The organism is Aquabacterium sp. (assembly GCF_021768455.1).
Lineage (GTDB): Bacteria > Pseudomonadota > Gammaproteobacteria > Burkholderiales > Burkholderiaceae_C > Aquabacterium.
Genome location: NZ_JAIZVX010000079.1, coordinates 1 through 19453, shown reverse-complemented (window position 1 = coordinate 19453; position 19453 = coordinate 1). Strand labels below are relative to the sequence as shown.

Below are 19453 nucleotides of genomic sequence, written 5' to 3'. Positions count from 1 at the left end.
ACCGCAGCGCCGAAGCCGCCCAGGCCCTGGCCGTGCTCTATGCCGCGGTCGTGCACGCGCTGTGCGCGGCCACCGAGGTGCTGCCCTCGGAAGTGCGCGCCATCGGTGCGCACGGGCAGACCGTGCGGCATCGTCCCGAACTCGGCTACACCTGCCAGTTGAACCAGCCCGCCTTGCTGGCCGAACTCACTGGTATCGACGTGGTGGCTGATTTCCGCAGCCGAGACGTGGCCGCGGGAGGCCAGGGTGCCCCCCTTGTGCCGGCCTTCCACGAAGCCGTCTTCGCCAGACCAGACCAGACGGTCGTGGTGCTCAATGTGGGTGGCATGGCCAACCTGAGCATCCTGCAACCCGGCCAAACCCCGCTCGGCTTCGATTGCGGCCCGGGCAACGCCCTGCTCGACATGTGGTGCATGGCGCACACCGGCCAGGCCTACGATGCCGACGGGCAATGGGCCGCCAGCGGCCAGGTCCATGAAGCCTGGCTCGCCAGCGCGCTGGCAGAGCCCTTCTTTGACCAGGCGCCCCCCAAAAGCACAGGCCGCGACCTGTTCAACGCCGATTGGCTGACACGCTGGCTCGCACCACATGGGGTGGACACCGCCCACCCTGGCGCCGACATCGCCCGCGACGTTCAGGCCACGCTGTGTGAACTCACGGCCCGCAGCGCGGCCGATGCCGTGCGCACGCACGCGCCGACGGCGAGCCTGGTGGTGGTGTGTGGAGGAGGCGCCCTGAATGGCGATCTGATGCAAAGGCTCGCCGCCCAACTCCCCAACATCGCCGTGAGCGATTCGGGCGCGCAGGGTCTGGACGCCATGCAGGTGGAGGCCGCCGCTTTCGCCTGGCTGGCCTGGACACATGTCCATCGCGTGGCTGGCAATGTGCCGGCGGTCACGGGTGCGCGGGGGCCTCGCGTGCTGGGCGCGCTTTACCCGGCGCGCTGAAACAGCGAAGCGCCTTGCCCCTCAGGGCCAGGCGCCCTCAAGCCAACTCAGACAGAGAAGCTGGAGCCGCAGCCACAGGTGGTCTGGGCATTCGGGTTGCGGATCACGAACTGAGCGCCTTCCAGGTCGTCCTTGTAATCGATCTCGGCACCAACCAGGTACTGCAGGCTCATGGCGTCGATCAGCAGGGTCACGCCGTTCTTTTCCATCTTGGTGTCGTCTTCGTTGACGATTTCGTCAAAGGTGAACCCGTACTGGAAGCCCGAACAGCCACCACCCTGCACGAACACGCGCAGCTTCAAATCAGGGTTGCCCTCTTCGACCACCAGTTCGGCCACCTTGTTGGCCGCCGCGTCGGTGAAGACGATGGGGGCGGGGGGCATGTCGGAAGCGAAGGAATCAGCGGGGGCTTGTTGTGCGACGGCGGTCATGTGGGGATCACTCCAGTATCAAAATCGTGCGGGCTTCAGCCGCGTTCGGCCTGTGGCGCAGAGGGGGCAGACGGGACAGAAGGGGCCGAAGCAGCGAGCTTCAGGCCGGGCTTGTCTTCGGATTTGAGGGGATGCAGTTCGCCATCGATGGTGGCGCCCTGGTGCATTTCAAGGGCTTCGTACTTCACGTCGCCCACGATGCGCGCCTTGGGCTGCAACTCCAGCAGGTCTTCAGCAGTCACTGGCCCATGCACGGTACCGTTGATGATGACATGACCGGCCCTGACCTTGCCATGGACGCGGGCTTTTTCGCTGATCACGAGCAGGGTGCGCCCCTCGCCGGTGGAGGTGATGTTGCCCTGCACATCGCCGTCGACCCGCAGGCCATCGGCAAAGCGGATCTCACCCGAGATCACGGTGCCCTCACCGATCAGGGTGCGAATGGGCGGGGTTTTCTTCCAACCGAACATCACGTTGTCCTCATGAAAAGACCAAGGGGCCAGAGCCTACACCTTCGGGCCAGGCGGTCAATGCCGCACCTCGGCGGGCGCCGAGCCGCATCGGCATCACAGCTTGAGCAACTCGTTGCTGCGCAGCACGCCGGACTCGTCGAGCACGCGCACCTGCACCTGCCGGATCTGAACCTGGGGCGGGGCACTGACCACACCCTGCACCCGCACATACTGCTTCAGCTGCAAGGCCTGCTTCCAGGCAGCTGTGGTGTCGAACCAGGGTTTGCCATCTTTCAGGCCAATGAGCATGAGCTCGACGCGGCCGCGGAACTCGGGCGGGTTGCGGCTGCCGCCTCGCTGCATCACCAGCAGCTGGAAACGCAGCTGCCCGGCACCATCGAGCTCGCCCTGCACCCCGCGCAGCGAGACGCCCTCGCCCCCCGAGGCGGGCAGCAGGCGCTCGAAAAAGCCGAGGTCGTCCTTCAAGGCCAGGTTTTCAGACTCCAGCGCCTTGACCTGCTCTGACAGACGCTGCTGTGTGACCCGCTCGGTCTTGAGCAGGCTGTCGGCCGAGTTGGCGATGGACTGGGCCCGATCGCGCGCCATGCGGGCGTCGGCCAACTGCTGACGCAGGTCCTGCACCAGCACGGCTGCGTCGCGACCACCCGGATTGAGGCCGGCGATGCTGCGCCCCACCTCGAAGGCCCAGAGCGCCAGCGCACCCGAAAAGCCCAGCATCACGGCCGCCACCGCCCAGCGCAGGGGCCAGGGCAGGTGACTGCGCACCGCCATGTGCGGCGCGCTGATCGACAGCCGCCGCCGCAGGAGCCGCCAGCGCATCAGGGCAGGACCGGCACCTGGGTCAGGCCCAGGTGTTCATCCAGGCCGCACATCAGGTTCATGCACTGAACGGCCTGGCCGGACGCCCCCTTGGTGAGGTTGTCCTCCACCACCAGCACCATGACGGTGTCGGGTTGTGGCTTGTGCACGGCGATGCGCACGGTGTTGCTGGCGCGGACCGAGCGCGTCTCCGGGGCCGCCCCCGCGGGCAACACATCGACGAAGCGCTCGCCACGGTAGAAATCTTCGAACAGGGCCTGCAGGTCGGCGGCCTGCCCTGCCTCGTTGAGACGACCGTACAGCGTCGAGTGGATGCCGCGGATGATGGGCAACAGATGGGGCACGAAGAGGCAGTTCACGCTGGCATCGCCCGCGATGGTGCGCAGCTGCTGGTTGATCTCGGGACCATGGCGGTGCCCCTTGACGCCATAGGCCTTGAAGTTGTCGGCAGCCTCGGGCAAGAGGGTGTGCACCTCGGCCTTGCGGCCGGCGCCCGACACGCCCGATGCGCAGTTGGCAATCAGGTGGGTGGGTTCGACCAGCCCGGCCTTGAGCAAGGGCGCCCAGCCCAGCTGCACGGTGGTGGGGTAGCAGCCCGGGTTGCCGATCAGGCGGGCCTTCTTGATGGCTTCGCGGTTGAGTTCAGGCAGGCCGTAGACGGCCTCGGCCAGCAGGTCGGGACAGGTGTGGGGCATGCCGTACCACTGCTCGAACACGGCCGTGTCCTGAATGCGGAAGTCGGCAGCCAGGTCGATCACCTTGACGCCAGCGGCCAGCAGCTCACGGGCCTGGGCCATGGCCACACCGTGCGGCGTGGCGAAGAAGACCACGTCGCACTCGGTGAGCTTCGCGTCGTCCGGCGTGACGAAGGCGAGGTTCACGTGGCCGCGCAGGCTGGGGTACATGTCGGCCACTGGCAAACCGGCCTCCTTGCGGGAGGTGATGGCCTTGAGCTCGACCTGAGGATGCTGCGCCAGCAGACGCAACAGCTCCACACCCGTGTAGCCCGTGCCACCAACGATGCCAACCTTGATCATGTCCACAACCTTTCTACCTGGGTGACGCAACGCGTCGGGGCCGCGCCCTTGCGCGAAGCCCGCCATTTTAAGAAACATTCACTCACTCGCTGGATGACAAGGCGCGTCATCCAGTGGCGAAAGCATGAAAAAACCCGCCGAGGGCCAGGCCCGGGGCGGGTTTTGCAAGGGGCGCTGCGGCCGAAGCCGACAACGCACCCAAGAGAAGGATCAGCGCTTGCTGAACTGCTTCCTGCGGCGAGCGCCGTGGAGACCGACCTTCTTACGTTCGACTTCGCGAGCGTCGCGGGTCACGAAACCAGCGCGGCTCAGCTCAGGCTTCAGGGCAGCGTCGAAATCGATCAGAGCGCGGGTCACGCCGTGACGCACAGCGCCGGCTTGACCAGACTCACCACCACCGTGCACGTTCACCTTGATGTCGAAGGCTTCGGCGTTGTTGGTCAGCACCAGGGGCTGCTTGACCACCATGATGGAGGTCTGACGGCCGAAATACTGCTCAACAGGCTTGCCGTTGACGATGATCTGGCCGGTGCCCTTCTTGATGAAGACGCGGGCGACGGACGACTTGCGACGGCCGGTGCCGTAATTCCAGTTACCAATCATGTGGCCGCTCCTTAGATTTCCAGGGCCTTGGGCTGCTGGGCTGCGTGAGGATGCTCACCGCCTGCATAGACCTTCAGCTTCTTGATCATGGCGTAACCGAGCGGGCCCTTGGGCAGCATGCCCTTGACAGCCTTCTCGATGGCGCGGCCGGGGTGCTTGGCCTGCATGTCCTTGAACTTCGTGGCGTAGATGCCGCCGGGGAAGCCCGAGTGACGGTAGTAGACCTTGTCGGTGGCCTTGGTGCCAGTGACGCGAATCTTGTCTGCGTTCACGATGACGATGAAGTCACCGGTGTCAACGTGAGGCGTGTAAATGGCCTTGTGTTTTCCACGCAGACGGAGAGCGACTTCGCTGGCCACTCGTCCGAGCACCTTGTCGGTGGCGTCGATCACAAACCACTCGTGTACGACCTCTGCGGGCTTAGCGCTGAAGGTTTTCATGAGATTTCCTAAGTGGTGAATACTGGCTGGCTGCCGCCATTGGTGCCACTTCTTGGTAGGTGGTGGCCTCTCAGACAGCAGGTCGGGCCTGGGCACTGCGCCCCGGTCACACCGCACCGGACGTTGCCCAGGCGTTGCTTGCGGAGGTGCCCACTGCCATCAAAAAGTCAGCAAGGGGGCATCGATGCAGATCAATACAGACCTCTCCCGGCCGCAACCCGCACCATGCCGGACGAACCGGCGCTGGCATGAGCGCAACCCTCCCGGCAGCCATGTCGGGAGACCGCGATTCTAGCCCGGATTTCGATGCAGCCGCAAGCACCCCTCATCTTCGGGGTCAGAACGACCCGCGCGTGACGGAGCGCACACCCCGTGCCATGCACCATGCCCTGTCGCCTTGCAGGCCCTTTCAAATTCCATTAACCTAGTGAAAACCCTAGGTTGCGAGGCGCCTCCCTCCCAGCCCTGGCAGGAAAGGGGTCCGCCGTGACCGACAACAAGACACCACCCGCTCTGGACCGATTTGGCCTGCGTCCGCAGGAAAGCCTCCGCCGACACCACCCCGCCTCCGCCATGGACGGCTGGGTGCCGATCCGCGACCTGCATGCCCGCCATCGCGCGCGCATCCTGGACCACCTGCTGCACCTCGACGACCACGACCGCTACCTGCGGTTCGGCTTTCAGGCGCCACAGGAACAACTGAGCCATTACGTGGCCGCCATCGACTTCAAGCGCGACGAGGTGTTTGGCGTGTTCAACCGTCGGCTGCAACTGGTGGCCGTGGCCCACCTGGCCGCGCTGCCGGGCCAGGGGCCGCACGGGGACTCGTCTCGGGGGCGCGCCATGGAATTCGGCGTGTCGGTGCTGCCGGCCGGCCGTGGCAAAGGCCTGGGCATGCGCCTGTTCCAGCACGCGATCACGCACGCCCGCAACCAGGGCGCCAGCCACCTGATGATCCACGCCTTGAGCGAGAACGCGCCCATGCTGCGGATCGCGGCCAAGGCCGGCGCCACCGTGGAGCGCGATGGCCCCGACGCCGAAGCCTGGCTCAAACTGCCCCCCCGACACCGTGGTCAGCCACCTCGACAGCTCGCTGCAATCCATCGCGGCCGAGGTGGTGTACCGCGTGAAGTATCAGACGCTGCACGCCAGCGACTGGCTGCGCGGCCTGGTGGGTTCGGTCTGATACCGGCGCAGCATCAGCCCGCCCCTTTTCCCGCCTCCTTTCCCCTCTCACTAGGGATGGATGACCGACGGCCCCCAAGCTAACATCCTTGCCTTGTTTCAGGGGATGTGATGAAGGCCGACCTGTTCGTCGTGCTGGCGGTGCTGTTGGCCATGCTCGGCGGCGTCCTGTTGGGTTGGGCCTTGCATGACTGGCGCCAACGCGCCAACCGGAAAGAATGGCCGCAACGCTGGCGGCTCAATGCCCGCCCCCTGTTCACGGCCCACGAGCGGGCCTTGTACCGCGAACTGCGCGCGGCCCTGCCCCACCACGTGATCATGGCCAAGGTCAGCCTGCTGCGCTTTTGCCAGGCGGCCGAGCAGAAGGAAGCGAAGCCGTGGTTCGAGCGCCTGCAGGCCCTGCATGTGGGGCTCGCGGTGTGCACGCCCAATGGGGCGGTCATCTCTGCGATCGACATCGAACACGATCTGGGCGGGCGCGGCCTGCGCCGCAGCCAACGCATGAAAGAGGCGGTGCTGGAAGCCTGCCGGGTGCGCTATGTGCGATGCCTGCCAGGTCAGTGGCCGCCCGCGCACCTGCTGGCGGGCTGGGCACTGGGCCAAGGCGTCCAGACGCACGGGGAACAGCCCCACTTCCGCCCATACGGCGCATCAGAAGACCCGGGGGCCGAAGCGGTTCACGATGCGAGCGACCTGCTGGCCCGCAAACTGCGCCAGCGGCGCGCCGAACGGGCCGCGCGCTGGGCCGAGTCCAGCTTTGCACAGGACTCTTTCTTTGCTTTCGACAGCCGACTGGATGCGGCCGCCAACTCCTCACCCGCCCCCCTGGGCGCGTTGCCGGATGCGCACGCGGCGCCGGCGACCGACAAGGCCGCCAACGCACCCGGCACGCAAGCCGGGTCGACCTCAGGCTGAGGCCGTCACCAACAGGGCATTGACGCGGCGCACGTAGGCGGCCGGGTCTTCCAACTGCCCACCCTCGGCCAGCAGGGCCTGGTCGAAGAGGATATTGGCCAGGTCATCGAAGTGCTCGCTGGTATCGAGCTTCTTGACAAGGGCGTGCTCGGGGTTGATCTCCAGCGTGGGCTTGCTGTCCGGGGCTTCCTGACCGGCCTGTTTGAGCAGGCGCGCCAGGTGACCGGAAACATCGCCCTCGCCTGCGACCAGGCAGGCCGGCGAGTCGACCAGGCGGGTGGTGACGCGCACACCGCTGGCGCGGGATTGCAGCGAGGCCTGCAGGCGCTCAAGCAGAGGCTTGAGGTTCTCGGCGGCTTCTTCTGCCTTCTTTTTCTCTTCGTCGTCCTGCAGCTTGCCCAGGTCGACGGCGCCCTTGGCCACGCTTTGCAGCGGCTTGCCTTCGAACTCGTGCAGGTGACTGAGCAGCCATTCGTCAACGCGATCGGTCAGCAGCAGCACCTCGATGCCCTTCTTCTTGAAGATCTCGAGCTGCGGGCTGTTCTTGGCGGCCAGGAGGGAATCGGCGGTCACCACGTAGATGGCCTCCTGGCCTTCCTTCATGCGCGACACGTAGTCCGCCAGACTCACACCGTCGTCGGCATGGGTGGAGGCAAAACGGAAGAGCTTGGCCAGGCGTTCGCGGTTGGCGAAGTCCTCGCCGATGCCTTCCTTGAGCACCGCGCCGAACTCCTTCCAGAAGCTGGCGTACTGATCGCGCTTGGCCGTGTCTTCGCTGTTGGCGAGGTCTTCGAGCATCGACAGGACACGCTTGGTGCAGCCCTCGCGGATGGCCTTGACGTCGCGGCTTTCCTGCAGGATTTCGCGGCTGACGTTCAGCGGCAAATCGGCGCTGTCGATCACGCCCTTGACGAAGCGCAGGTAGCTGGGCAGCAGGGCTTCGGCGTCGTCCATGATGAAGACGCGCTTGACGTAGAGCTTGAGGCCGCCACGCTTGTCACGGTTCCAGAGGTCGTAAGGGGCCTTGGCCGGCACGTAGAGCAGCTGGGTGTACTCGCTGCGGCCTTCGACGCGGTTGTGCGTGTGGGCCAGCGGGGCCTCGCTGTCGTGGCTGATCTGCTTGTAGAACTCGACGTACTGCTCGGGCGTGATGTCGGACTTGCTGCGCGTCCACAGGGCGGCAGCCTGGTTGACGGTGTCCCACTCGTCTTGGGTGACGTAGGCGCTCTTGTCGGCGTCCCACTCTTCTTTCTGCATCAGGATGGGCAGAGAGATGTGGTCGGAGTACTTGTTGATGATGCCGCGCAGCTTCCAGTTCGAGAGGAACTCGGCGGCTTCTTCGTCGCGCAGGTGCAGGATGATGTCGGTGCCACGGCTGGCCTTGGTGATGGCCTCGACTTCGAAGTCACCCGTGCCTTCGCTGGACCAGCGCACGCCCTCTTCGGGCTTCAGGCCAGCGCGGCGCGACTCCACGGTGATGCGGTCGGCCACGATGTAGCCGCTGTAGAAGCCCACGCCGAACTGACCGATGAGCTGGGCGTCCTTCTGCTGGTCACCCGATAGCTTGCCCATGAAGTCCTTGGTGCCCGACTTGGCGATGGTGCCCAGGTGGTCGATGGCCTCCTGGGTGCTCATGCCGATGCCGTTGTCGCGGATGGTCAGGGTCTTGGCTTCCTTGTCGACCAGGATGCGCACATCAAGGTTGGGCGCGTCCTCGTACAGGGCGGCATTGTCGAGGGCTTCGAAGCGAAGCTTGTCGCAGGCATCGGAGGCGTTGGACACCAGCTCGCGCAGGAAGATCTCCTTGTTGGAGTACAGCGCGTGGGTCACGAGGTGCAGCAGCTGCTTGACCTCGGCCTGGAAGGAATGGGTGGTCTTGTCCATGGCTTTTCTTGTGCAGACGTGGGTTGAGTCGGTGCGGCATCGGAGCCGGCCCACGGCCGGTCTCGGCCGTTCGCGGGGCAGATGGGGCGCCCCGCAGGGATTTCAAGGGCCCCACATGGCGCAGGGCCCACACGCTCAGGGCAGCAGGATGGTGGAGCCCGTGGTTTCGCGGGCGGCCAGGGCGCGGTGGGCCTCGGCGGCATCGGCCAGGGCAAAGCGCTGCGCGATGTCGATCACGATCTGGCCGCTGGCGACCAGGGCGAAGAGCTCGTCGGCCATGGCCTGGGTGCGCTCGGGCGTGTTGGCGTAGGTGGCCAGCGTGGGGCGGGTGACGTAGAGCGAACCCTTCTGCGCCAGGATGCCGAGGTTGACGCCTGTGACGGCGCCCGAGGCGTTGCCGAAGCTCACCAGCAGGCCGCGCGGGGCCACACAGTCGAGCGAGGCTGCCCAGGTGGCCTGGCCCACACCGTCGTACACCACGGGGCACTTGCGGCCCTCGGTGAGCTCGGCCACGCGGGCGGGCACGTCGTCCTTCAGGTAATCGATGACGGCCCAGGCGCCGAGGGCCTGGGCTTTGGCCGCCTTCTCCGGGCCACCGGCGGTGCCGATGAGGCGCACGCCCAAGGCTTTGGCCCACTGGCAGGCGATGCTGCCCACGCCACCGGCGGCGGCGTGGAAGAGCACGGTGTCGCCCGCCTGCAGCACATGGGTCTGGCGAAACAGGTACTGCACGGTGAGGCCCTTGAGCATCATGGCGGCAGCCTGCTCGAAAGAGATGGCGTCGGGCAGGCGCACGAGGTGCCCCGCAGGCAGGACATGGTGCTGGGCATAAGCGCCCAGGGGACCACCTGCGTAGGCCACGCGGTCACCGGGCTGGAAGCCCACCACGCCGAGGCCCACAGCCTCGACCACGCCGGCGGCTTCGGTACCGAGGCCGGAAGGCAGCGAAGCCGTGGGATAGAGCCCGGACCGATGGTAGGTGTCGATGTAGTTCAGGCCAATTGCGTGGTTGCGCACGCGCACTTCACCGGGGCCAGGCTCTGCCGGCGTGCAAGCGAGGTGCTGCAGGACCTCGGGGCCGCCATGGGCGCTGAACTGGATGCGGTGCGAAGCAGGCTGGGACATGGTCTGAGACGGTGGATGCGGAAGGTGATCAGTCTATCGACAGGACAAAAAGCCACATTTTTTGCAACACCTCTTGCACGGACCCAAAGTTTCGGCATATACTTTCAGTCTCGTTGGCGCTTTAGCTCAGTCGGTTAGAGCGATGGAATCATAATCCACAGGTCCGCGGTTCGAATCCGTGAAGCGCCACCACCCAATCTTGGTCTTCAAGAAAAGTCAAAAAAGCTAGTGCTGACAATGACTTAGGGCAACACGGTCATCGACCATGGAACCCACCTTGGAACCTGGGATGGAACCAGCTTGGAACCTCCCGCACAGAAGCTCTCACGGTACGCCCTGAGGGCTTTTTTCTTTTGGTCTATCCGCAACCCAGCGGCTAGGTCAGGCAGCCTTAGTCAGCCCCTCGATCCGATAGCGGCGGCTGAAGTCTTCTTGACTGCGGGAATCCGTGTCCTCTGAGACGTGAACCAGCTCCAGGGAAACGAGCCAAGACAGCGCCTTGGAAATGTCTGCCCGCCGCACCCCCGTATGCCTAGTAATGCCTGAGTAACTGACCGCTGCAGTATTGAACTGCTGCCTGCGCAGAGCCAACAACAGCACATAGATCTTGAGTCCGTTAAGGACCACGCGGTTTGTCTCCGCCCCCTTGAGATGACTCAACCCGCCAAAAGCGTTCAATAGATACGCCTGCGGGAGCTGACACCACCCCCCTTTCTCACCGACTCCCTTAAGGGTGTACAGGTTCACGCGGCCTGACTTACGCACACTTATGGCACCTGTCGCCTCAAGAAGAGCAATCCCTTTGCCGATCGTCGCCCGAGCAAAGCCTGTCTGGGCGCGCATGTCATCCCAAGTCACCGCTACTTCAGCTTCACCAGCATCAACTAGCTCCCGCCCCCGACGAGATTGGTTCAGCCGGATGGCGAGCAACATCAAGATCACCAAGGCCGCGACAGCTGCGTTGCGATGCCCCCGCCACTCCAGGCCTTTCAGCGGCCTAAGGGCGTCCTCCTCGTGGAGGGTCAAATTCAGCCACTTACTCGGAAACTTCGCCCATCCCCACATCTCACTGCCCTTTCTTGTTGACCGCATCTCGAACCACGAGCAGGGCCAAAGCCACAACACCGAATGCAGCAAGAGCCACCAAAGTCAGCAAGCTGGCAGAGCCCCCCGACTGAACAATCGACATCACATGTTTTGCAACTTCGCTCATACAAACCCCTCAAGGAATGAACCATGAGGCCAGACTATAAGCAGGCGAGTAAACGTGTTCTAGAAGCAGTTCCAGTCTTAAAGACAAAGATTGTTCACAAATTTCTTTGCAAATCAAATGCTTACGTGCTTAAAAATCAGTTTTTAAGAGACGTTCAACAGTTCAACTTCGTAGGCATTTGGCACCTCCCCCCCTACCAAACCGAGCAATTCCAGGGCTAAATTTCGCTCAATCAGTTCAACTTCCTGTGCGTATCCTCTGGCCGACGCGCTTAATCATTGGCTATTCGGACATTCTGCGGACTGTCGACAGACTCTTCGGGCTTCGTGATGACCAACTCGGCGTTGCCCTTGAGGATGTCCTCAATGGCTGCATCGCACCACACAGCGAACTTCACATCCAGCCAGCGGGCGAAGAACACAGCCAGCTTGGGGTGCGCCCAGGTGCCACCGTAGCGGCCCTTGCGGGCGTCCTCCAGTTCAATCCCCCGGAATTCGGGGAGTTGGCCCACAGCTTCCAAGTAGGCGGAGGTGTCCGGGGAATCCCAGAAATGGGACAGCTTCTTACCGAAAGCCTGTGCGGCCTTGGTCATGTTGAACCAGCCGTCCTCACGGAAGACGAATGGGGTGCCTGTTGCGCGGATTACCGCCCCATGACCCAGCCCAGCAGCCTGCCTAAGGTCTGCGTGTAGAAAAACGAGCAGACACCGCCCAACCAGATAAAGGCGAAACCAGCCCACGCGCACATGGCGTAGCTCCGCGTATTGCCCTCGTAGTAGCTCAACTGACTGGGGGATACAAAGACGTGCTCGGCCCAGTAACCTAGCGATGACCCAGGGAACACTAGCCAAGAGACAACCAGGAGCGCAAACCCGACCGGCACCAAGAGGAACACACCACGCCGGATAGGGCTGTCTAGGCGCAGTTTTGGTCCGAGCCCCTCCGCCCACCGAGTGAACCCAATTGCACCCCGATCAAACGTGGCAATGACAACGCCTGCCGCGCCAACGCCAATTGCATTGGGACTGAGCCCCAAGGGCATCCCTAGAGCCAAGAACACAGCGAGGCACGCCACCGCAGTGAGCAAGCCCCCTACAGGGTAAAGGACAGGGTTCCTCCGAAACTTCTCCCACATACAGCCATCCCAAGTTGATTTGCTCAAAGTCTATCGCTGGGAAGCGCGCGCAGTTGAGATTGCCAAAGGGGACAGATAGCCAGAGGTATGCTTAAAAATTAAGCAACCAAGCAAAAAAGCCCTACGGGGTTACCGCAGGGCTTGTTGGGGTGGGGCCGGGGTGAGCCGTCAGGCTTCGGTCTTGCGGCTGTCCACCACTCGCTTCACCGTGGACCGGCTGGCCCCCGTAGCGGCACACACCTGAGACCAGGACATGCCACGGTCCAGCATATCGGCGATGGCCGCATGGCGTTCAGTGTCGGCCCTACGGCCCTTGTAGAGCCCAGCAGTCTTCGCCTTCTCGATGCCCTGAGCTTGACGCCTACGGCGGTCGGTGTAGTCCTTTCGGGCCACCACTGCCAGCATGTCCAGCAGCATCCGGTTAACGGCATCTAGCAGGGCCTGTGTGGTCTCGTCCAGGTTCGCGCCAGCACCCATCCAAGAGGTGGGCAGATCCAGTGCCACCACCCTGATGCGCTTGTCCCCCAGGCGCTGCTTCAGCTCTTCCCAGTCGTCATTGCTCAGGCGGGCCAGTCGGTCCACCTGCTCGACCAAGAGAACATCCCCGGGGTGGGCATCGCTGATGAGGCGCATCAGTTCAGGGCGCTCAAGCTTGGCCCCTGATTCGTTCTCCACGTACCAAGAAGCTACTTTTAGGCCCCGCTGTGACACGAAAGCTTCCAGGTCAGCCCTTGCACGGCTGGCGTCCTGGTCGTCTGTAGAGGCGCGGAGATAGGCACGGATGAAGGTCATGGCAAACCATCTGGTTTCGTTTGAATGGTTCGCATGATAGTGGTTCCGTTTATGTTGTCAAACAACGGAAATCGAACCATGTTGCCAAGCAACCACATGGGTATACCCAAATAGAACCAAAATGGCACGAGGATGATAGGGAGCCCAAAAACAGACCGTTGTCAAATTGCAACAATGAGCCAAAATCGACTCTACCTAGCATGGGTCAACTTCTAAGCATTGAGGTTCTGCCATGCCCAACTTTGAGCAACTTGACCGATTAGCCCTGCTAGTCCAAACCTTCAACAACAACCCACTAGGCACGCTGGCGCTCGTCAGCATCGGGGCCATCGTGGTCTGCTTCGCGGCTCTTGTGACAGTCGTATATGTCGTGCACCGAAGCCGGAAGGACTGAGACGCTCATGGCGCAACATCAGGGGGTCCGAGGTGTTATCCGAGAGGCAGGGCAAGAAGCCTCACAAAGGGAGCACGGGGCACCACCCGAACGGAGGCCACGGGAGGCACGCTGCCCCCCCTCGTTCTCCCCCGAGTCTCGCTCAGCGGGTCATGCTTCAGGCCCCGGCACGGGGGGAACCAGCTCACGCGGACCCTGGAGATGCCCTCTCACGTTTTTGCAGCAAATTTTGGGGTCTTCGCAGCCCCCCTCGCGGACCTCGTGGAAAAGTGTGCCTAAGTGCTTGTCATCACGAACTTTTCTCGACATCGTGTTGCTTGCAACTGTGCAAGTTGCACACCGCAAGGACTCCTGCACGTACATCCCTGACGAGAGCGAGGAAGAACAATCAGAAGTTCGGGTTCTCTTCTGGTTCCGTGTAGACCTCATGCGGCTTCAACTTGAGTTCCGACAGACGTCGTTCCATGTTGGCAATGGCTTCGCCTAATGCTCGGGGGCACATCAGGAGGTCAGCGTGGTGATAAGCGTCATCCGTGGACGCCTTGGCCTGAATCAGGTAACCCGGCTGGGGGTCAATCACCGTCATTGACGGTTCAGGGTTGCCCTCCGTCGGTATTCGGTCACCCATTGCTTCATAAATACTCGGATGGTCTTTCTTCATCCAATTTCGCAAGGTCGAGAAAGATACACCGAGTTCCCTGCCCATATCTCGGTAGCTCTTGTACTTCCCTTTCCGTATGCGATGCATCCCGGCCCCGACATAGGCATTGAAAACAGCGCGATACTCTCGGGCTTTCAATGGAACACCGTTACGTCGGTTCGCATCTGCTGCGACCCAAGCGGCCTCGCTCCTCGTCATGATTGAAACCGTAGCATCGACCTGCTCCTCCCCTATCGCTCGATGGGCGGCAACCCGATGCCAGCCATCCAACAGGAACAATCGCCCGTCGATATCAGCAAGAGAAACTGGCGGAAGCATCGACCCTGCTTTCAATGCTGCGGCATATTGACGTATCGCTACATCGCTCAACCGCCCACGGACCTGAAGGCTTTGGTCTTGTATTATGTCCGACAAATGAACACACCGAACACCATCCGACGGAGCGGCAAAAGGCAAAAAAACATTATCAGAGAGGTTTTCGTCTTTCATCATATTCTGAGTTCCCTGACCCCAGCAGGGGCCGTCATGTGCGTTAAAAAATTGGAGGCGCCTGTCTAGCAACCTCTCCTGAAGTGCCCACATCGGAGGAAAACATCAGAAGGCCCCTTCCTGCTATAAAAAGGGGCCGGGTTATGCCGCCCTAGCTGGACGGGATGGGAATCGCTCTGAGGGCGTTCTGATTCTTCCTGGGGGCAATCACCAAATTTCCGGGATTAGCCAGCATCCAGTGCCAAAGGCAGTGCCAGCTTGAACGCCTCTTCTAGGTCGCCTGGGTATCGAAGCCCCGAGACCACCATCTTCAGCTTCTCGACACCAGAGCCCCCGCTATACACGCCGTGCATCTGTGTTGGTATAGCATGCCCTAAGTATCGCTGCTGCCCGATAACATCGGCGACCAAACTATTCTCCATTAGAGTCGCAAAGCTCCTCCTGGTTGAATGAAAGTTCACCTCGCTGCCAAAGCCCAAACGACTCGGGCTAAGGCGCTCAATACTCATTGCCTTGCTGACGTGCCAAGAAGGCTTCTCGTCCGGCCCACCAGGGGCGCATTCCGAATACAAGCGCCCTTTGCTATCAGCTTGCTTTTCCAACCTTGCATCAATAATGGCAACCGCCACGGGATGGCAGACTGGAATTTTCCGAATGCTGGCCTTCTTCTTGGCCACCTCCTTGGGAATATTGACAACACGCCACCCCTCCTCCAGAACCGTAATATCGATTGGACGAAGGCTCACAATTTCATTCAAGCGCATGCCTGTTATAAAACCCAGGGCGTAAAGCTCACGAAAAAGGGGCCGGGTATAGGTTCGTCTACGCTTATCGCTGGGCGCGGGAAGGGTGAATATCTTGATGGCTTCAGCGTCAGTGAACGGTCGAACGTCTTCGCCCTCTTCGCTGTCTGCGTCGGGTTCCCGAGAAGCGTCCGCATCAAGTGCCTTGCTACGCTTCTTGGCGGGCTCAGTCAGCTTGTGGTCAGACCATGGACTTATGGGCCACCCTCTGCGACGCATATTCAACCAAACTTGATGCACCCCACCGATTCGCTTCACCTTGACAGACTTTGACAGGGGCCCGGCATTGAGCATGTCCACATAGGCCACGGCCTTGGCGTCTGTCACGTCCTCGGGGAGGCAATCGTCTACCTTCAAGAAGGCTAACAGTTCTCGCATCGCCTTGTCATAGGTGTTCACGGTCTGGGCTTTGTTCTCGGACTGAGCCATGAACTGCTTCAGAGCCTCCCTCAGTGTGGCCCTCCCAGGATTCGCCATCTTCCGCAGCGCAAGGTCGGCGGCCTCCCGACCCTCCTCCTTATCGATATCACGCGCCGCCTGCTCCATGGCGTCATGAAGAACCAGCATGGTCACATCGTCTTCGCCCGCATGGTCCGTATCAGTGGACAACACTTCAGCCATAGCAGCCCTGAGCATGGGCACCCTCGCCTGGGCGGGATTGATAGCCTTGGTGGTAACGCCTGAGGACAGCCTCTTGAACTCTCCACGGTACTTGACCAGCAACGGCTCCTTCAGCTTCAGTGCTTCACCCCGGTTGTGGGTATGCAGCGACTCGACGATGTGCGTCTTGAACTTTCCAGGGGTGTCACTGGGGTAGTGCTTCTGCAACGGGGCAGGGATGCCCAGTTTGAAGTGGTACAGCCCGGTGGACTTTTTCCAAAGGTGCGAGGGTGTCTTTTGGTAGGCCATAGTCGAGCCATTTTAGCGACCTTGGAACCCACCTTGGAACCTCAACTCAAGCGAACCTCTCTATGAAACATGCCCTCATAGGGAGGGAATAGACTCTAGCAATCAACTCCGTGAAGCGCCACCAAAATCTGAAAAGCCCTGCAGGTCGTTGACTCGCAGGGCTTTTTTCTTGCCCGCGCGCGCCACAGCACACTGCCGCCCTGAGCCCCTTCCCCACCTCAGCCCAGGCGCCCCGCCTGGAAGTCCTCCACCGCTTGGACGATCTCGTCGCGGGTGTTCATGACGAAGGGGCCGTACTGCACGATGGGTTCACGCAAGGGTCTGGCCGACAGCAGCAGCACACGCGCATCGGCCGTGGCCTCGATCACCACGCCATCGGCACCCGGCGTGTTGGCCAGCACCGCCATGCGGTCGGTGGGCACGGTCTGGCCGGCCACGCTGAGTTCGCCGCGGTAGACATACAGGAAAGCGTTGTGCTCGGCGGGCAGGGGCTGCGCAAAGGCTCGGCCTGCGGGCAGGTGCACGTCGAGGTAAAGCACCTCGGTGGCATCTCGGCTCACCGCCCCGGCCACGCCGTGGCTGCTGCCAGCGATCACGGTCACGTCCACACCGGCTGTGGTCGTGAAGCGGGGCAGTTCGGCGGCCTTGAAGTCGCGGTACCAGGGCGGGCAGAGCTTGTCGCGAGCGGGCAGGTTGAGCCAGAGCTGAAAGCCCTCCATCACGCCCTCCTCCTGCTGGGGGATCTCGGCATGGACCACGCCGCGGCCTGCGGTCATCCACTGCACGCCACCGTTCTCCAGCAGGCCTTCGTGCCCGGCGCTGTCGCGGTGCAGCATGCGGCCGGCGATCATGTAGGTGACGGTCTCGAAACCGCGGTGCGGGTGCTCGGGGAAGCCGGCAATGTAGTCGTCCGGCTTGTCGCTGCCGAAGGCGTCGAGCATGAGGAAGGGATCGAGCCGGTGCTGCCAATGCTGGGTGAGCACGCGCCGGAGCCGCACGCCGGCGCCATCGGTGGTGGGCTGCCCGCAGACGAGGCCTTCCACATGGCGGCTGCGTTGCACAGGGGCAGAGATGGTCGCGGTGGTGGCGTCAGGCTGGGTCATTGTGGACTCAATGGCCGTGGGAGAGGAAGGCTGGCGCCCAGGCCGGCACCTGGTGCAGCACCCAAAGGGCCAGGCTGATGGTGACGAAGCTGGTCGAGGTGGCGAGCAACAGCGCTGCGGCGCAGAAGCCTTCCTGGCCGATGCGGTGTGCGATGACCGGGTAGATGCTGAGCATGGGCATGGCCGCCAGGCACACCGCGGTGAGGCTCATGACGGGGCTCATGGCCGGCAGGGCCAGCACCATGAGGCCGACGGCCAGCGGGTGCCCCAAGAGCTTGGCGCCACTGACCACGAGGATCTGGCTGCCCATGCCGCGCACCTTGAGTCCCACCAGCACACCGCCGATCACAAAGAGCGCCACAGGGCTGGCCACGGCTGCCAGCAGCTGGATGGGCTTGTCGACCGGGCCAGGCAGGCGCCACTCCAGCGCGGCAAAGAGCACCCCCAGCGGGATGGCCATGACGACCGGGTTGCGCACCAGGCGTTGGAAGATGGCCTTGAGTTCGGCCATGCGGGAGGCCTGGTCGCTGCCATCGGTGTCGATCAGGGTGATGGCCAGGGGCAGCATCACCAGGTTCTCGATGACCAGGGTGAGGGCAAAGGGCACGGCCACTTCAGGCCCCAACAACTGCAGGATGATGGGATAGCCCATGAAACCGCTGTTGGAGCCCGACATCCCGAGGCCGAAGAGCGCGCTGTGCTGAGGGTTCTTGTTCAACCAGCGGCCGGCGGCCCAGCGCCCGAGGGCGAACATGAGCAGCGAGCCGCCGCCATAGGCGAGCAGGTAGGTGCCGTTGAAGATCTCGTCGAGCGGGCGCGAAGACAGGGAGCGGAACAGCAAGGCGGGCAGGCAGATCTGCATGACCAGCTTGCCAAAGGTGCGCATGTCGGCCTTTTCGAAGAGACCGCCACGGACCGAGAGGTAGCCGAGCGCGATCAGGAGGTAGATGGGCAGGGTGATCGAAAAGATGGCGAGCATGGTGAGGGGCCGAGGGGCTACAGGCCGCACCTTAACAAGTGCATCACCATGTTGTCCATGCAATGGTCGCAATGGCCGACATTGCCCTTCACAATGGAGAGCCAAATCGGAGAACCACCATGAGCCGAAGCCTGGCCACCCTGCCCTCGCCTGCCTCCGTCCAGACCCTGCCCGACCTGAAGCTGCTGCACCTGTTCGAGCTGCTGTGCAGCACGCGCAGCGTGACCCGTGCGGCCGAGCAGCTGGGCCAGAGCCAGCCCACGGTCAGCATCTGGCTGGGCAAGCTGAGGCAGCAGTTCGACGACCCCCTCTTCGTGCGCACCCCGCAGGGCATGCAGCCCACGCCGAGGGCCGATGCCTTGCGGCCACTGGTGCAGGATGCGCTCACGGCCCTGCACCGCGTGAGCGCCCAGGTGCCGCGCTTCGACCCGGCCACCGCTTCGCGGCTGTTTCGCATCTGCATGACCGACGGCAGCCACGTGACCCTGTTGCCCGATCTGCTGCGGCGCGTGCGAACGCAGGCGCCGGGCGTGCAGCTGGAAGCCGCGCTGATCGGGCCGGACACGGCGCGGGCGCTGGAATCGGGCGAGGCGGACCTGGCCCTGGGCTATGTGCCGGGGCTGGACTCCGGTTTCTACCAGCAGACCTTGTACGACGAGAGCTGGCTCTGCCTGGCCCACCCGCAGCACCCGCGCATCGGCAAACGCCTGACGCTCAAGGCCTACCAGGCCGAGGGGCACGTGGCCCTGCTGACCGAGACAGGCCGCCACCTGCTGACCACCGCGCTCAAGGCACAAGGGGTCACACGGCAGGTGGTGTTGTCGATCCCGGGTTTCCTGGGGCTGGGCGCCATCGTCTCCAACACCGACCTGCTGGCGACCCTGCCCCGCCACATCGGTGAAAAACTGGCCCTCACCCACGGCCTGGCGGTGCACGCCTGCCCCATGACGCTGCCCGGTTTTCAGGTAAAGCAGCACTGGCACGCGCGCTACCACCAGGATCCCGGCCACCAGTGGCTGCGGGGGCTGTGCGCCGAGCTGTTCACCGATGTCACGGGGCCGCGGCAGGCGCCCGGGGCCGGCGGAGGCTGACGGGCGAACAAGGCATTCGCTCGCGC

The 19453-nt window shown here is 63.1% G+C and carries 20 protein-coding genes and 1 tRNA gene; 5 read left to right on the top strand and 16 right to left on the bottom strand.

Going from position 1 to position 19453, the window contains the following annotated elements; all coding sequences use genetic code 11:
• Nucleotides 1-947 (top strand): anhydro-N-acetylmuramic acid kinase (locus tag QZ994_RS11705; RefSeq protein ID WP_290871616.1); only part of this gene is annotated, 947 nt, incomplete at its 5' end.
• A 47-nt stretch (nucleotides 948-994) separates the two neighbouring features.
• On the opposite strand, the gene erpA is transcribed toward QZ994_RS11705, so the two are convergent.
• The 6 genes from erpA to rplM form a co-directional block, all read right to left on the bottom strand.
• A complete protein-coding gene (gene erpA, locus QZ994_RS11700) occupies nucleotides 995-1378 on the bottom strand; it encodes an iron-sulfur cluster insertion protein ErpA (protein ID WP_290871615.1) in 384 nt (127 codons plus the stop codon).
• Between the two features lie 35 nt (nucleotides 1379-1413).
• Entirely contained in the window at nucleotides 1414-1848 is a 435-nt protein-coding gene (locus QZ994_RS11695) for a polymer-forming cytoskeletal protein (protein ID WP_290871614.1), read from the bottom strand.
• Between the two features lie 96 nt (nucleotides 1849-1944).
• Nucleotides 1945-2622, bottom strand: coding sequence for a DUF6776 family protein (locus tag QZ994_RS11690; RefSeq protein ID WP_290871613.1), 678 nt, complete (start codon nucleotides 2620-2622; stop codon nucleotides 1945-1947).
• A gap of 47 nt (nucleotides 2623-2669) precedes the next feature.
• Nucleotides 2670-3707, bottom strand: coding sequence for an N-acetyl-gamma-glutamyl-phosphate reductase (gene argC / locus QZ994_RS11685; protein WP_290871612.1), 1038 nt, complete (start codon nucleotides 3705-3707; stop codon nucleotides 2670-2672).
• A gap of 210 nt (nucleotides 3708-3917) precedes the next feature.
• Complete coding sequence (rpsI, locus tag QZ994_RS11680; protein ID WP_290871611.1) at nucleotides 3918-4310, bottom strand: 30S ribosomal protein S9; 393 nt, start codon at nucleotides 4308-4310, stop codon at nucleotides 3918-3920.
• A gap of 11 nt (nucleotides 4311-4321) precedes the next feature.
• On the bottom strand, nucleotides 4322-4750 hold the full coding sequence (gene rplM / locus QZ994_RS11675) for a 50S ribosomal protein L13 (RefSeq protein WP_290871610.1): 429 nt from the start codon (nucleotides 4748-4750) through the stop codon (nucleotides 4322-4324).
• Between the two features lie 486 nt (nucleotides 4751-5236).
• On the opposite strand from rplM, the gene QZ994_RS11670 reads away from it, so the two are divergent.
• Nucleotides 5237-6019: a GNAT family N-acetyltransferase gene (locus QZ994_RS11670; RefSeq protein WP_290871609.1), complete on the top strand. Its 783-nt coding sequence runs from the start codon at nucleotides 5237-5239 to the stop codon at nucleotides 6017-6019.
• Between the two features lie 27 nt (nucleotides 6020-6046).
• On the top strand, nucleotides 6047-6850 hold the full coding sequence (locus QZ994_RS11665; protein WP_290871608.1) for a DUF2726 domain-containing protein: 804 nt from the start codon (nucleotides 6047-6049) through the stop codon (nucleotides 6848-6850).
• On the opposite strand, the gene htpG is transcribed toward QZ994_RS11665, so the two are convergent.
• On the bottom strand, nucleotides 6842-8734 hold the full coding sequence (htpG, locus tag QZ994_RS11660) for a molecular chaperone HtpG (RefSeq protein WP_290871607.1): 1893 nt from the start codon (nucleotides 8732-8734) through the stop codon (nucleotides 6842-6844). The two genes, QZ994_RS11665 and htpG, sit on opposite strands and share 9 nt — an antisense overlap.
• A gap of 135 nt (nucleotides 8735-8869) precedes the next feature.
• Complete coding sequence (locus QZ994_RS11655; RefSeq protein ID WP_290871606.1) at nucleotides 8870-9859, bottom strand: NADPH:quinone reductase; 990 nt, start codon at nucleotides 9857-9859, stop codon at nucleotides 8870-8872.
• 115 nt (nucleotides 9860-9974) lie between these two features.
• On the opposite strand from QZ994_RS11655, the gene QZ994_RS11650 reads away from it, so the two are divergent.
• Nucleotides 9975-10051 (top strand) — tRNA-Met (locus QZ994_RS11650).
• Between the two features lie 189 nt (nucleotides 10052-10240).
• Here QZ994_RS11650 and QZ994_RS11645 read toward each other — a convergent pair.
• The 8 genes from QZ994_RS11645 to QZ994_RS11610 all read right to left on the bottom strand — a co-directional run bounded on the left by QZ994_RS11645 (nucleotide 10241) and on the right by QZ994_RS11610 (nucleotide 18336).
• Nucleotides 10241-10792, bottom strand: a complete 552-nt coding sequence (locus QZ994_RS11645; RefSeq protein ID WP_290871605.1) for a hypothetical protein — start codon at nucleotides 10790-10792, stop codon at nucleotides 10241-10243.
• Nucleotides 10793-10925: 133 nt separating this feature from the next.
• The gene (locus QZ994_RS11640) at nucleotides 10926-11072 is read right to left on the bottom strand and encodes a hypothetical protein (protein ID WP_290871604.1); all 147 of its coding nucleotides are present in this window, start codon (nucleotides 11070-11072) and stop codon (nucleotides 10926-10928) included.
• Between the two features lie 271 nt (nucleotides 11073-11343).
• Nucleotides 11344-11811: a KilA-N domain-containing protein gene (locus QZ994_RS11635; RefSeq protein ID WP_290871603.1), complete on the bottom strand. Its 468-nt coding sequence runs from the start codon at nucleotides 11809-11811 to the stop codon at nucleotides 11344-11346.
• 563 nt (nucleotides 11812-12374) lie between these two features.
• Complete coding sequence (locus tag QZ994_RS11630) at nucleotides 12375-12998, bottom strand: recombinase family protein (protein ID WP_290871602.1); 624 nt, start codon at nucleotides 12996-12998, stop codon at nucleotides 12375-12377.
• A 782-nt stretch (nucleotides 12999-13780) separates the two neighbouring features.
• Nucleotides 13781-14545: a ParB N-terminal domain-containing protein gene (locus QZ994_RS11625; protein WP_290871601.1), complete on the bottom strand. Its 765-nt coding sequence runs from the start codon at nucleotides 14543-14545 to the stop codon at nucleotides 13781-13783.
• A gap of 221 nt (nucleotides 14546-14766) precedes the next feature.
• Nucleotides 14767-16254 (bottom strand): DUF6538 domain-containing protein, encoded by a 1488-nt coding sequence (locus tag QZ994_RS11620; protein WP_290871600.1) that lies wholly within the window; start codon nucleotides 16252-16254, stop codon nucleotides 14767-14769.
• 218 nt (nucleotides 16255-16472) lie between these two features.
• Nucleotides 16473-17357, bottom strand: coding sequence for a pirin family protein (locus tag QZ994_RS11615; RefSeq protein WP_290871599.1), 885 nt, complete (start codon nucleotides 17355-17357; stop codon nucleotides 16473-16475).
• A gap of 7 nt (nucleotides 17358-17364) precedes the next feature.
• A complete protein-coding gene (locus QZ994_RS11610; RefSeq protein WP_290871598.1) occupies nucleotides 17365-18336 on the bottom strand; it encodes an AEC family transporter in 972 nt (323 codons plus the stop codon).
• Between the two features lie 119 nt (nucleotides 18337-18455).
• Here QZ994_RS11610 and QZ994_RS11605 point away from each other — a divergent pair, with 119 nt between their 5' ends.
• A complete protein-coding gene (locus QZ994_RS11605) occupies nucleotides 18456-19427 on the top strand; it encodes a LysR family transcriptional regulator (protein WP_290871597.1) in 972 nt (323 codons plus the stop codon).
• The last annotated feature ends 26 nt before the right edge of the window (nucleotides 19428-19453 follow it).